Genomic DNA, 14,246 nt, shown 5'->3' on the forward strand with positions numbered 1-14,246 from the left:
CCTGCGAGGGTAGGACGTTGCCATGCGAATATTCCGGCATAGCTCAGTTGGTAGAGCCCCTGACTGTTAATCAGGTTGTCGACGGTTCGAGTCCGCCTGCCGGAGTAGTGATAGATGTTAACCTTCTCAATTGAAAGTTAGCATCTTTTTCTATACCTGCCGGCTTAGCTCAGTTGGTAGAGCATCGGTATCGTAAACCGAGGGTCGGGTGTTCAAGTCGCCTAGCCGGCATTGAGAAAGACACCGCTTATGGTGTCTTTTGTTATTTTTAGGAGTATTTGGGAAGCTTCACTACTAAAAATAATGCACATTTTATTACCAAGAGATGTTTGGAGGAAGAAATAAATTGAATAACCAAAGCGATGTAAGCAATGACAAGTCCTTCTTTGGGCAACCACGAGGATTATCGACATTGTTCTTTACGGAGATGTGGGAACGTTTCAGCTACTATGGTATGCGTGCCATTCTGCTGTTTTATATGTATTATGCGGTATCAAAGGGTGGACTTGGCTTTAGCCAAACTACTTCTGCCTCTGTGATGTCCATCTATGGTTCACTGGTTTATCTAACTAGTGTAATTGGCGGATTTGTCAGTGACCGTATATTGGGACCAAGAAAAACAGTATTTTGGGGTGGCGTTTTCATTATGTTAGGTCATATTGCCCTAGCATTGCCATTTGGTGCTCCAGCGCTGTTTATTTCAATTGCTCTGATTGTTGTGGGAACTGGGTTACTAAAACCAAATGTTTCTGAAATGGTTGGGGGCTTATATACAGAAGAAGATATTCGCCGTGATTCTGGCTTTAGTATTTTTGTTTTCGGAATTAACTTGGGTGCTTTAATTGCGCCGTTACTCGTTGGTTGGGTTGGTGCCCATATAAACTTTCACGTTGGCTTCTCACTGGCAGCTATTGGAATGTTCTTTGGTCTTCTTCAATATTATTTGGGCGGAAAGAAATATTTGAGTAAGGATAGTTTATATCCTTCCGATCCGCTTGAACCTGAAGATGCACATAAGCTTGGTTGGCAAGTTACTGTTGGTGTTGTAATATTTGCATTAATTCTCGGCGTTATGAAACTTGCAAATGCCATGACGATCGATAACGTTGTGTTACTTCTAAGTCTGGTTGCGGTGGCAACACCAATCATTTATTTCGTGTTAATGTTCTCAAGTAATAAAGTTACGAAAATAGAACGATCTCGCCTTTGGGCTTACGTCCCATTGTTCATTGCCGCCGTTATTTTCTGGGCAATTGAAGAGCAAGGATCAGTTGTTCTTGCTTTATATGCGGCACAGCGAACACAATTGCATTTAGGACCAATTACATTGGCTGCTTCTCAGTTTCAGTCTTTGAATCCATTATTTATTATGCTATATACACCATTCTTTGCTTGGATGTGGATTAAGATGGGAAACAAGCAACCTACTTCTCCACACAAATTTGCATATGGTTTGGCGTTTGCCGGAATTTCATATTTGTTTATTGCTTTACCCGGTATTTTATTTGGAACAGCTGGAAAAGTTAATCCATTGTGGTTAGTGGGAAGCTGGGCTATTGTTGAAGTAGGTGAGATGTTAATTTCTCCTATTGGCCTTTCTGTTACCACAAAATTAGCTCCCAAAGCTTTCAGTTCTCAGATGATGAGTATGTGGTTCTTAGCAGATGCTGCTGGCCAGGCGATCAACGCACAGATTGTTCGTTTTTATACCAATGCAACAGAAGTTCCTTACTTCTTGATTGTTGGTGCGGTCAGCATTGTTTTCGGCTTGCTATTGCTCTTGATGTCCAAATGGATTTCTTCTAAGATGGCAGGTATCAACTAAATAAAGATTTTTTAGATCAGTTTTTTAAAACTGGTCTTTTTTAATACAGTTTGAAAGACAATTTTGAGTAATTAAGGTAGAATTAAAACCTACGAAAATTAAAAAGAAGGTAAATTATGAAAATTGCCATGACGAGTGATAATCATTTTGATGTGAATCGACTAGATGTCACTGAAACATTAAAGCAGCAGGCGGAATTTTTGGCAAATCAGAATGTTTCTTTATATTTAATTGCTGGTGATTTATTTAATGATTTTGAGAAAAGTCTTACTTATGTACAGAATTTACAAAATGAATTAGGTGCTCAAACAGTAGTGAAATTTATTGCTGGAAATCATGACATGGTACATGGCGTTACATTTGAAGAACTAGAGAGCAATATTGGAACTGGCTATCTACATAACCAGTATTTAGATTTGCCAGGAACCGATTGGCGAATTATTGGTAATAACGGTTGGTATGATTATAGTTTTGCAACTAATGTTAAAGGGAAAACAGTGGATAACTTTGCAACTTGGAAACGTGCTTACTGGATAGATGGCGTTATTCAGCAGCCAATGTCCGATGCTGAACGAATGGCACTTGTTTTAGATGAGACTACTCAACAACTTAAAAGTGCTCAGAAGGCGCGTAAACACGTTCTGTACTTCACTCATTTTGTTCCACGCCAGGATTATATTCGCTATGCACCACAAGGAAATTTGTGGAATATGGCTAACGCTTATATGGGAAGTCCCAAACTAGGAAAACTGCTTGAAAATTATAAAGTAGCACGTGTCCTATTTGGTCATATGCATATTTACCCGCAAGCACAACTTTTTGAACAAACCACTTATTACAATCAATCAGTTGGGTATCACACCAAACGAATCAATGAATGGCAAAAAGATAATTTTATGGCTGAATGGCGATCACGACTGGCTTTCTTGGTGGTTTGAAAAAAGAAATTTAAGAAAATTTGCTAAAACCCCTTGATATTTGTTCAAATTTTCGGTATTATATTTTAGTCGGATGCGTTAAGAAATTAAGGCAATTCAAAAGGGAAGGGTAGCGAAGTCTGGCTAAACGCGGCGGACTGTAAATCCGCTCCTTCGGGTTCGGTGGTTCGAATCCACTCCCTTCCATTTTTATGAATGGGCTATAGCCAAGCGGTAAGGCATCGGGTTTTGATCCCGAGATGCGATGGTTCGATCCCATCTAGCCCAATATTAATAAAAAAACTGTTGTACAACATTTAATTGTTGTATAACAGTTTTTTTTATTGGCTTTTCATCAAATTCCTGTTGAAGAATTAAATATACCAAACAGCATTGTAACCGAAACAATGTTTTGCTAATTTGATGCGAAAAAGGTGTCTTAGTGCTAGCTGCTGGGTTCTTAGTTGCGTTGTTGGTAGATGCTGTATTAGGAAAAGGTCGTTTTGAACCATTAAAGCCTTTGTGATGTGGATGCTTTAGAGATTAGTATCTGGTGGAATTAATTATTTCTTCAATTAAAAAAGAGTGCTAATCATGAAAGATTTTCAAATTCACGATCAGTACTCTATTTATTTTGACAAGTAGCATTAATCTGCCACTGGTTTCAGTGCAAGGGCCTTTGCTGCTTCTTCACAATCATCAAAATGGTGCTTTGTTTGTCCAATAATTTGATAATCTTCGTGACCTTTACCAGCAATCAAGATTACGTCGCCAGACTTAGCCGACTCAACAGCTTTATTAATTGCTTCACGACGATCAACGTAAACTTGGGGGGTGGCATTGGGAACCCCAGCAAGCATGTCATTTAAAATTTCTTGTGAATCTTCAGTACGTGGATTATCGGAAGTAAAAATGGGTTTGGTGCTGTAATCAACGGCTATTTTAGCCATTTTGGGACGTTTACCATTATCACGATCACCACCGCAACCAATCACACAGTAAATGTCTTTTTTAGCAAAAGTTTGAATTGTTTTTAAGGCATTCAGTAAACTGTCTGGTGTGTGTGAATAATCCACAATCACCCTTACGCCAGTGTGCGATGGAATCGATTGGAAACGGCCCTTAACGCCAGTGACCTTTTCCAATGATGCAATGATTTGTGCTTCTGGTAGCCCACCAGCATAGGCGGCTGCAAAAGCGGCCAGTAAATTGTAGACGTTAAACTGGCCAATGAGTTTTGTGGTGATGTGCGTAAGCTGACCAAACACAGATAAATCAAATTCAGTACCATGACTATAGATTTCAATATTTTGAGCTCTAATCATCGCATCAGCATTTAACCCATAGGTGAGCACATGAGCAGCTGTAAACTGTTCAAACTCACGGCCAACTGGATCATCGGTGTTCAAAACGGCTACTTTAGTTGTGCCGTCTAAATTATATTTATTACCAAGTTGAGCAAATAACATACTTTTTGCTTGTGTGTAATTTGCCATCGTCTTATGAAAGTCTAGGTGATCTCGAGTTAAGTTAGTAAAAACAGCCACATCATAATCAATGCCCCAGACACGTCCCAAAACTAAAGCAATAGAAGAAACCTCCATTGAAACTGTTTTAACACCGGCATCACGCATTTGAGCTAGCGTTTTTTGAGTGGTAATTGCGTCCGGAGTCGTGTTGGCAGTTGGAAATGTTTGGTCATTGATGCGACGATACATAGTACCCATTAAACCGGTGGCCTGGTCTTGATCACGATAAATTTGATCAATTAAATGAGTGACGGTTGTTTTTCCATTTGTCCCAGTGACACCGATCATGTGCATTTTTTGACTGGGAGCTTCATAAAAGACATCGGCTAGAATTGCCATGGCTCGTTCTGTATTTTGCACATAAATAACAGGAACTGTAACGTCAATTTTTTTCTGGGCCACGATAATCTTGGCACCTTTTTCGACAGCTTGTTTAACCAGTGTATGCCCATCAACATGGTAACCGGCCACAGCAATAAACATGGCACCCGGTTGGATTTCACGGGTATCCTGTGTCAACATGGTTACTTCAAAATCGGTAGTAACAGCAGGTTGTACTTGTTTGAATTTTAAACTATTAATTAATTTGCTAACTTTCATTAAAACCACTCCTTTTATTTCTACACTTGCTTGTCTATTTATTGTGCGACCGTGAATTGATGATTCCGTAAAAATTCATCATGAAGACCATTTAAAGCGGCCGTTAAATCAGTTTTTTTAATCAGAATCCAAATGGTCGTATAACTGTCAGCAGACTGTAAAATATCAATGTGTCGTTTAGTTAAAGTATTCACAATTCGGGCCGTGATTCCGGGTGTACCGGTAATTCCAGCTCCAACAATTGCTACTTTTGCACAATTTGAAACAGTTTGATATTTAGCTCCAGCATTGGTTAAAGTTTTTTCAGCAAGTTCTGTGCAACTCTGCGGTAGGTTAAAGACTACCGAATTGGGAGTGATATTAATAAAATCAATGCTTAGCTTTTGAGTAGCCATAAGCTGAAAAATTTGTCCCGAAGTTAAAACGGTTGTCGTAACAGAAAACTGAGTTAAATCTGTTTGACTAGTAAGACCAGTCACCGTACGATAATGTGAAATCGTAGGTGTTTCTTCACCAACTAACGTTCCTAAATCCTCAGGTTGTTGATAGGTTGCACGAATTCGCATTGATAGATTTGCCTGTTTTGCAATTTCTACTGCACGAGGATGAATAACGCGCGCACCGTTATGAGCCAAATTTGCAAGTTCGTCATAACTAATGGTTTTAATGCAACGTGCTTTTTTTACTAGCCGAGGGTCGGCGGTCATAATACCCGCAACATCGGTAAAAATATCGACTTGCTTTGCTTTTAGCGCTATGCCAAGGATCGCTGCGGAAACATCGGAGCCTCCGCGACCAATGGTGGTGATTTCGCCATCTTTTGTTGCACCTTGAAATCCGGCGACTACAACAACGTCAACAGTTTTGAAAGCTTTTTTAATGGGAGTAGGATCAACATTTAATATTTTGGCATTTTGAAATTCATCATCGGTAACAATGCCAGCTTCACGGCCAGTCAATGCGATTGCATTTAACCCGGCCTCACGAGCTTCTTCTGTAAATACAGTGGCGGATACGATTTCACCAACAGAAACTAACATATCAAGTTCGCGAGTGGATAGTTTGGACTGATCATTATGAACCAGGTTTAAAAGACCATCCGTTGTATAGGATGCACCGGGTTCACGAAAGGCCGAGACCACAACCACAACTTTTTTACCCTGTTCAATTGAATATTTGACATGAACTAGAGCCTGTTTTCTGGCGGTTGAATCCTTGACAGAAGTGCCACCGAATTTTTGAATAACAATTTCCATTTAGTCTATACCAGCTCTCTACTGTTTCTTTGGTTCGAATTCTTCAACATAAATTTTGTGCCACATCATAAAGGTAAGGATTGTCCATAATTTTCGAGAATTGTCAGCAACACCATCTCGATGATCATCTAATAGTTTTAAAAAGTAATTTTTATCAAAATATTGTTCAGTTTGAGATTCCTGAATAATCGTGCGCGCCCAGTCATACATTTCATTTTTAAGCCAAAAACGAATAGGAACTGGGAAACCAAGTTTTTTACGATGTAGAACATGATCGGGCACAATTCCTTCAACAGCCTTGCGTAAAATATATTTCGTTGTGCCATGGCTAATGCGCAAATCGGCAGGAATACTAGCAGCAACTTTGAAAACTTCACGATCAACAAAGGGGGTTCGTAACTCCAAACTGTGTGCCATGGTTGTGCGATCCGCATTGTGTAATAGATCACCATTTAGCCAAGTGTGCATATCAATGAACTGCATTCTTGTAATCGGGTCGTATTGTGCAGATTCATCGTAAAAGGGTTTGGTAATTTTCTGAAAAGGATGATTAGTGTTGTAATTTTTAAAGAAAGCACGTTTTTCTTTTTCGTTAAAGATAAAGGCATTTCCTACATATCGCTTCTCCATTGGGACGGTTCCTCGTAAAAGAAAGGATCGTCCTTTAACACCCTTAGGAATTAATTGAGCAATGTAGTTCAAAGCGCCATTTATTGGTCGAGTATAATTAAAGAGTTTTAGTGATTCAGGTTCATGATAAATGGTGTAACCACCGAATAATTCATCCGCACCTTCACCGGTAAGTGCAACCTTGACGTGTTTGACGGCCTCTTTAGCTAGGAAATATTGTGGCACAGCGGCCGGATCAGCTAATGGATCGTCCATACTCCAAACAAACTTAGGAAAGGCCTCCATAAATGCTTCCGGTGTAATCAAGCTGCTGTAATTTTTAACTCCTAATTTATCAGCTGTTTCTTGAGCGACATCTAATTCGCTGTAGCCTTCACGTTCAAACCCGACTGAAATTGTCTCTAGATGGGGGTTTAAGTTTTTGGCCATTGCGACGATGATTGACGAATCAATTCCGCCCGATAAGAATGAACCAACGGGAACGTCAGACCGCATATGCATCTTGACAGAATCTTGTAAAACCTCACGAATCTTTTTGGTGTAAACTGCTTCAGATTCGTTTGTAGGATGAAATTCACGATGATAATAGCGATTAATCAATGGTGTTTTGCCAATTTGTTTAGTTAATGTACAACCAGGAGATAGAATTTTAATTTCTTTAGTTAACGTTTCCGGTTCCGGAACAAACTGAAAGGTCATGTAATCTTGCAGGGCATCTTGATCCAAAGTTTTGTGCGCTAGGATTTTGTAAATGGCTTTACTTTCTGAAGCGTAGAACAACTGATCATTTTGGATGGCGTAGTAAAATGGCTTGATCCCAAATTGATCACGAGCTGCAAAAAATGTTTGTTCCTTCTTATCCCAAATGACAAAGGCAAACATCCCACGTAAGTACTTGGTAACGTCTGCATGATACTTGGCATATAAGGCCAAAATAACTTCTGAATCCGATTCTGTTTTGAAGGTGTAACCTTCTTTAATCAAATCGTTACGCAATTCAACAAAGTTATAAATTTCACCATTAAAAGTTAACCAATAACGTTCGTTATCATAAGATAATGGTTGATGACCGCCATCCAAATCAATGATACTTAACCTACGAAATCCCATAGTGATGTGGTCATCTTCGAAGTAGCCACTATCGTCTGGTCCGCGGTGAACCAACATGTTTGTCATTTCATGAACCGTATTGTTTTCAGTTTGACCGTCAATCTTTGATATGTCGTTCAAACATCCTGCGAATCCACACATACGTCCATCTCCTCTTTTCGTTTTATCTAACTTTCTGTTTTTGACTATAAATGAGTCAGATTAAATTAACTTTAAAAAACACCACAAATCAGTGGTTAATTTGATTTTAGCGATAAATAATCAGTTATACAACGAAAACAAATAATAAATCGGAATAATGATAAAATAAGGGTATTAAAAGTGAAAGTGAGTGTATAAAAATGAAAGTTGGATTTATTGGGGTTGGCAATATGGCTCGAGCCATCATTACTGGCATGCTTAAAGCAAATTTTGTAAGTACTGACATTTTGGTTCACAGTGGTCATCTAAACCATTACGAGAAATTTGCAGCGCAAAACAAGTTGACTTTGGAAGACAGTAATCAAGCTGTGGCCAAAAATGCGGATGTCATTGTGTTAGCTGTCAAACCTGACATTGCCAAACAAGTATTAAGTGATATTAAATTAGAACTGAATAGTGATGGAAAATTACTGGCTTCAGTAGTTTCAGGACTAAGTGTGGCTCAAATGCAAGCTATTATTGGCAATTGGCCAGTCATGCGCGTTATGCCAAATGTGAATGTTGAAATTGGTGAAGGAATGACGGCGTTGGCTGCCAGTGGTGAACTAACAAATTCACCGTTTAATAGTGGTAAAAAACTTTTTGAACTGGTTGGTCAAGTGATGGCTATTTCAGAAAAAGATTTTACAGTTTTTGGAGCAATTGCCGGTAGTGCGCCCGCATACGCCTACTTTTTCATTGATGCCTTGTCTAGAGCAGGCGTTAAATATGGGTTGACCAAGTCAGATGCAACCAAAATCGCGGCTCAAGTTGTGAACGGCAGTGCCAAGATGGTACTTGAAGCGGATGAGAATCCAGCAGCATTGATTGATAAGGTTTCTTCTCCAGGTGGCACGACGGTAGCCGGTTTCTTAGCCATGGAAGAGGCCGGTTTTATGACATCGATTGTTAAGGGCATTGACGCGACAATTGCGAAAGAAAAAGGAGAATGACAGATTCCACTTGCAGTTGTGGTCTATACCGATTATAATGAACTTAAACAAAACTGAGGGGGATTTTTAGATAATGAGTACTGTATTGAAACACGCCACAATTTATACTGGATTAGAAAAAATTGATGATGGCTTCATTCGTTTTAACAAACAAATTGAGGCTGTTGGTCCAATGAGTGAGTTCCGTCCATTGCCAGATGATGACATTCATTTTGCAGCAGAAACAATCATTACACCAGGATTCATTGATGTTCATAGTCATGGTGGATACGGATTTGATGCCATGGATGGTGACGCTGATCAGATTAATGAGATGGTCACTAAAATGACACGTACAGAAGGAATTACAACTTACTTCTGTACCACAATGACCCAATCAAATGAAAACATTGATCATGCGATGAAGGGAGTTGCCAAGGCTGCTGCAGTTAACCCAGTAATCAAGGGTGTCCATTTGGAAGGTCCATTTATCTCAGCTACCTTTAAAGGCGCTCAACCTGAACAATATATCAAAGATCCAGATGTGCATTTGTTAGAGCAATGGAACAAATCAGCTAACGGATTGGTTAAATTAATTACCATGGCTCCTGAAGACAAAGGTGCAGACGAGTTTGAAGCATACTGTTTAGCTCATGGCATCGTGCCATCGGTTGGTCATAGTAATGCGAAACGTGCTGATTTATTAAACAGTAAAGTTAGCCATGGTACTCATTTATACAATGCCCAACGCGAATGGAAGCACCGTGAACCAGGAGTTACTGGTCATGTTATGTTGGAAGATAACATTTATGCGGAATTAATTTGCGATGGTTTCCATATTGTGCCAGATATGTTACGTCTTGCTTATGAAGTTAAAGGTCCAGAAAGAATTGAATTGGTTACAGATTCAATGCGTTCTAAAGGGATGCCAGAAGGCGAAAGCGAACTTGGTGGTCAAAAAGTTTACGTTAAAGACAAGCAAGCTCGACTAGCTGATGGTACTTTGGCTGGTTCTGTTTTGGAATATACAGATGCCTTTAAAAACGCCATGAAGTTCATGGGATGCGGAATAGAAGAGGCTGTTCAAATGAGTTCTGTCAACCAAGCAACTGAATTTGGTCTTGATAGTAAAGGAACTCTTGAAGTAGGTAAGGATGCTGATTTAAACTTGTTTGATGATAATTTGAATAAGTTGGCAACTTACAGCTATGGTCGTGAGTTCTCAAATTCAAAAGACTAATTTTTGTAGTGATCATTTTAATGATAATTAACACATTAGAGTCCTTATAGGAGGTGGAATTATGGGATCCCCCATTTATATTCAAATCCACAATGAAATAAAAAAATCAATCGAGGCTGGTAAGTGGGCAATTGGTGACCGTATTCCAGCAGAACGAGAATTAGCCGAGCAATTTAATGTGAGTCGAATGACACTTAGACAGGCGATTCAAACATTAGTTGATGAGGGTATTTTAGAGCGGCGCGTTGGCTCAGGGACCTTTGTAGCTAATCAAAAAGTTCAAGAAAAAATGTCAGGTGTGACAAGTTTTACTGAACTGATGATTGCACAAGGGAAAAAACCTTCTAGCAAAACCATTTCGTATCATGCTGGGCAACCTTCTATGAGTGAAAGTGAAAAGTTACATTTGGGTGATGGCGAATTAGTCTTACGAATGGAACGGATCCGCTATGCTGACAATGTGCCCATTTGTTTTGAAACTGCCACGGTACCCGAAAAATTGGTTAAAGATTTCAGTAAGGCCGAGGTAACGAGTTCACTTTATGGAACATTAGAGAAAAAGGCTGGTTTGGTACCCGGAAAAGCGACACAAACAGTTTCAGCAATGTTGGCTTCTGAAAAAATAGCGGAATATCTGTCTGTAAAACGAGGTGAAGCGATCTTGCGGTTACGTCAGGTTTCGTATCTGCAGGATGGACAACCTTTCGAGTATGTTCGGACACAATATGTGGGTGAACGATTTGAATTTTACTTAAATCGGTAAACCAGAAGAAATAAGTGCCTATATAAAAATAGTTTGTCAATTTTCAAAATGAAAAGGGCAAACTATTTTTTTGAAACAATTTTTATTTATTTTTGAGTTTATGAATTTCCCACATGAATTGAGGAATGATCATTTGCCGTTTCAAGCGCCTCGGATCGGTCAATAAACGGTAAAACCATTCTAGATGATGAGTTTGCCAAAATTTTGGCGCGCGTTTCACGTTGCCAACAAAAACATCAAAACTACCACCCACACCCATCCATAAACCATTTGAGAGATGGCGGTGTTGCGCAATAAATTTTTCCTGTCTAGGAAAACCAGTGGCAACAAACACAATATCTGGTTGCTGATGTTCAATATCAGCGGCAATTACGGCCTCATCTTTAAAGTAGCCATCATGGGCACCAACAAGTTGAATGTTAGGAAAACTAGTACTTAATTTGGACTTCAAAGCACTGATGACCGCTGACTTGGCACCTAAAAAATAGACTTTTTGGTGAGTTTTGTTCGCCCATTCAACTAATTCTGTAAAAATATCATAACCGGCTATTCGTTCTGATAACGGTGTTTTTAATGAATTAGCGGCCTTGATAATACCAATGCCATCAGGAGAAATATAGTCGGCTTTGAGAATGGTTTCGCGATATGAGTTATCAGTTCTAGCGTACATGACAATTTCAGGATTAGCAGTTACAACAAAAGTATTTTGGTGATTCTTAACACGTGTCTGAAGTTGTTCGACGAACTGCTTGCGAGTTGTATTGGCAAACGGAATGCCCATAATTTTCACGCTAGAAAACGGGTCGTTCATAGTAAAATCAATCCTTTCGATTATGGAAAATGACGCACCACGGAAAAAATGATAAAATAGGTGCAACTATTGTTAATATTATTAAAACACTAACTAACTGAGGAGTACACTCGTCATGACTAAAAAATATCCGGATGACAGTTTAACGTTACATACGGATGCTTATCAAATTAACATGATTCAAACTTATTGGGAACAAGGAATTTACAATAAGAATGCGGTTTTTGAAGTTTTCTTTCGGGATATGCCATTTAAAAATGGTTACGCAATTTTTGCTGGATTGGAACGAGTGGTGAAGTATGTTCAACAATTACACTTTACCGACTCAGATCTGACTTATTTGAAAGAATCAGAAAATTATCCAGATGACTTTTTGGAATATTTACGTAATTTCAAATTTTCTGGCACAATTCGTTCTGCTGTTGAGGGTGACTTAGTATTTAACGGTGAACCCATTATGCAGGTTGAAGGCCCCTTAGCAGATTGTCAATTGGTGGAAACAGCTATTTTAAATGTTGTGAACTATCAAACTTTAATTGCCACTAAAGCTTCACGAATTAAATCAGTGGTCGGCAATGATGCTTTACTAGAGTTTGGTACCCGGCGTGCTCAGGAAATGGATGCCGCAATCTGGGGAACCCGTGCAGCATACATTGGTGGCTTTGATGCGACAAGTAATGTCCGTGCGGGCAAGATTTTTGGAATCCCAATTAGTGGCACACATGCGCATGCACTGGTTCAGTACTATCGTAACGATTATGATGCTTTTAAAGCTTATGCGCAAACGCACCATGATTGTGTCTTTTTGGTAGATACGTACGATACGCTTAAGAGCGGTGTCCCTAATGCTATTCGCGTGGCCAAAGAAATGGGTGACAAGAACAACTTCTTGGGAGTTCGAATCGATAGTGGTGACATGGCCTACTTATCTAAACGAGTTCGTGAACAATTGGATGAAGCTGGATTTCCAAATGCAAAAGTTTATGCTTCTAACGATTTAGATGAAAAAACAATTCAAAACTTAAAAATGCAGGGAGCCAAAATTGATGTTTGGGGCGTGGGCACTAAATTGATTACGGCCTATGACCAGCCAGCCTTGGGTGCGGTTTATAAGATGGTTTCAATTGAAGGCGAAGATGGCAAAATGGTGGATACCATCAAACTTTCCAACAATGTTGAAAAAGTTTCAACTCCCGGCAAAAAACAAGTTTGGCGAATTTCTAAGAATGCCGATGGTAAATCAGAAGGAGATTATGTTACCTTGTGGGATGAAGATCCACAAAAACAACCTTCTATTTATATGTTTCATCCAAACTATACGTACATTAATAAAACGGTCAGTGATTTCAACGCGCGACCATTGTTACATGATATCTTTAAAAATGGTGAACTTATTTATAAATTACCAGAACTTAAAGAAGTTAAGGCTTACTCGCGAGAAATGCTTGATTCGTTATGGGATGAATATAAACGTGATTTAAATCCACAAGATTATCCGGTTGATTTATCTGAAAAATGTTATGATCATAAAATGAACAGCATTAATGGTGTTCGAAAGTATGTGAGTTCGTTAAAATTTAAGGAATAAGAGAGATGAGCAGAGATGCGAGAGCTACAACAAAAAATTATTGCGGATTTAAAAGTTACCCCACAAATTGACCCAGAAACTGAAATTCGACGAAGTGTAGATTTTTTAAAAGCTTATTTAAAGAAAAATAGCTTCATTAAAAGTTTAGTTTTAGGAATTTCTGGTGGACAGGACTCTACGTTAACTGGAAAATTAGCTCAGATGGCAATTACCGAGATGCGTGAAGAAAGTGGCGACCAATCTTACCAATTTATCGCCGTTCGTTTGCCATATGGCGTACAGGCCGATGAATCAGATGCCATGGCCGCAATTGAATATATGCAGGCTGATCAGGTAAAACGAGTTGATATTAAACCGGCCGCAGATGCAATGGTACAGGCACTTGAAGCTAATGATTTAAACATTAGTGACTTTAACAAAGGCAATATCAAAGCTCGTGAACGAATGATTGCGCAATATGGCATTGCGGGTGCCAACAGTGGCATTGTCTTAGGAACGGATCACGCAGCAGAGTCGGTCACTGGTTTTTATACTAAGTTTGGTGATGGTGGGGCCGACGTAACGCCAATTTGGCGGTTAGATAAACGACAAGGTAAGGCACTTTTGGCAAAATTAAATGCGCCTAAACATTTATATGAAAAGGTACCTACAGCTGATTTGGAAGATAATCGACCGGCTTTGCCAGATGAGGTTGCTTTGGGTGTGACCTACGATGACATTGATAATTACTTAGAGGGTCACGAAATTGACTCGCAAGCTGCTGAAAAAATTGAAAACTGGTATAAAAAGACGGCCCATAAGCGTCATTTACCGTATACAGTTTACGATCAATTCTAGTAGCTGATAAATTAAAAATAAAAGTACT

General features: G+C 39.2%; 11 protein-coding genes and 4 tRNA genes. 11 read left to right on the forward strand and 4 right to left on the reverse strand.

The window, feature by feature from the left end; translation table 11 throughout:
- Positions 1–32: 32 nt before the first annotated feature.
- The 6 genes from IV87_RS03905 to IV87_RS03930 all read left to right on the forward strand — a co-directional run bounded on the left by IV87_RS03905 (position 33) and on the right by IV87_RS03930 (position 3,031).
- Positions 33–105 (forward strand) — tRNA-Asn (locus IV87_RS03905).
- 53 nt (positions 106–158) lie between these two features.
- Positions 159–231 (forward strand) — tRNA-Thr (locus tag IV87_RS03910).
- Between the two features lie 94 nt (positions 232–325).
- Entirely contained in the window at positions 326–1,825 is a 1,500-nt protein-coding gene (locus tag IV87_RS03915) for a peptide MFS transporter (protein ID WP_057805676.1), read from the forward strand.
- Between the two features lie 116 nt (positions 1,826–1,941).
- A complete protein-coding gene (locus IV87_RS03920) occupies positions 1,942–2,763 on the forward strand; it encodes a metallophosphoesterase (RefSeq protein WP_057805677.1) in 822 nt (273 codons plus the stop codon).
- 103 nt (positions 2,764–2,866) lie between these two features.
- A tRNA-Tyr gene (locus IV87_RS03925) sits at positions 2,867–2,949 on the forward strand.
- Positions 2,950–2,959: 10 nt separating this feature from the next.
- A tRNA-Gln gene (locus tag IV87_RS03930) sits at positions 2,960–3,031 on the forward strand.
- 358 nt (positions 3,032–3,389) lie between these two features.
- Here the strand turns inward: IV87_RS03930 and IV87_RS03935 are convergent.
- From IV87_RS03935 to asnB, 3 genes are read right to left on the reverse strand one after another with little or no spacing between them, the layout of a single operon-like run.
- Positions 3,390–4,871, reverse strand: a complete 1,482-nt coding sequence (locus IV87_RS03935; RefSeq protein ID WP_057805678.1) for a UDP-N-acetylmuramoyl-L-alanyl-D-glutamate--2,6-diaminopimelate ligase — start codon at positions 4,869–4,871, stop codon at positions 3,390–3,392.
- A gap of 38 nt (positions 4,872–4,909) precedes the next feature.
- The gene (dapG, locus tag IV87_RS03940; protein ID WP_057805679.1) at positions 4,910–6,127 is read right to left on the reverse strand and encodes an aspartate kinase; all 1,218 of its coding nucleotides are present in this window, start codon (positions 6,125–6,127) and stop codon (positions 4,910–4,912) included.
- A gap of 18 nt (positions 6,128–6,145) precedes the next feature.
- Positions 6,146–8,008: an asparagine synthase (glutamine-hydrolyzing) gene (gene asnB / locus IV87_RS03945; RefSeq protein ID WP_057805680.1), complete on the reverse strand. Its 1,863-nt coding sequence runs from the start codon at positions 8,006–8,008 to the stop codon at positions 6,146–6,148.
- A 200-nt stretch (positions 8,009–8,208) separates the two neighbouring features.
- On the opposite strand from asnB, the gene proC reads away from it, so the two are divergent.
- From proC to IV87_RS03960, 3 genes are all read left to right on the forward strand, one after another.
- The gene (gene proC / locus IV87_RS03950; RefSeq protein WP_057805684.1) at positions 8,209–9,000 is read left to right on the forward strand and encodes a pyrroline-5-carboxylate reductase; all 792 of its coding nucleotides are present in this window, start codon (positions 8,209–8,211) and stop codon (positions 8,998–9,000) included.
- A 73-nt stretch (positions 9,001–9,073) separates the two neighbouring features.
- On the forward strand, positions 9,074–10,219 hold the full coding sequence (gene nagA, locus IV87_RS03955; protein ID WP_057805686.1) for an N-acetylglucosamine-6-phosphate deacetylase: 1,146 nt from the start codon (positions 9,074–9,076) through the stop codon (positions 10,217–10,219).
- A 61-nt stretch (positions 10,220–10,280) separates the two neighbouring features.
- Positions 10,281–10,982: a GntR family transcriptional regulator gene (locus IV87_RS03960; protein WP_057805688.1), complete on the forward strand. Its 702-nt coding sequence runs from the start codon at positions 10,281–10,283 to the stop codon at positions 10,980–10,982.
- An 82-nt stretch (positions 10,983–11,064) separates the two neighbouring features.
- Here IV87_RS03960 and IV87_RS03965 read toward each other — a convergent pair whose 3' ends face one another.
- Complete coding sequence (locus tag IV87_RS03965) at positions 11,065–11,793, reverse strand: WecB/TagA/CpsF family glycosyltransferase (RefSeq protein ID WP_057805690.1); 729 nt, start codon at positions 11,791–11,793, stop codon at positions 11,065–11,067.
- A 115-nt stretch (positions 11,794–11,908) separates the two neighbouring features.
- On the opposite strand from IV87_RS03965, the gene IV87_RS03970 reads away from it, so the two are divergent.
- Both IV87_RS03970 and nadE read left to right on the forward strand, forming a co-directional pair.
- Positions 11,909–13,381: a nicotinate phosphoribosyltransferase gene (locus IV87_RS03970; RefSeq protein WP_057805692.1), complete on the forward strand. Its 1,473-nt coding sequence runs from the start codon at positions 11,909–11,911 to the stop codon at positions 13,379–13,381.
- 15 nt (positions 13,382–13,396) lie between these two features.
- Complete coding sequence (nadE, locus tag IV87_RS03975; protein WP_057805693.1) at positions 13,397–14,218, forward strand: ammonia-dependent NAD(+) synthetase; 822 nt, start codon at positions 13,397–13,399, stop codon at positions 14,216–14,218.
- The last annotated feature ends 28 nt before the right edge of the window (positions 14,219–14,246 follow it).

This window comes from Pediococcus ethanolidurans (assembly GCF_001437405.1).
Lineage (GTDB): Bacteria > Bacillota > Bacilli > Lactobacillales > Lactobacillaceae > Pediococcus > Pediococcus ethanolidurans.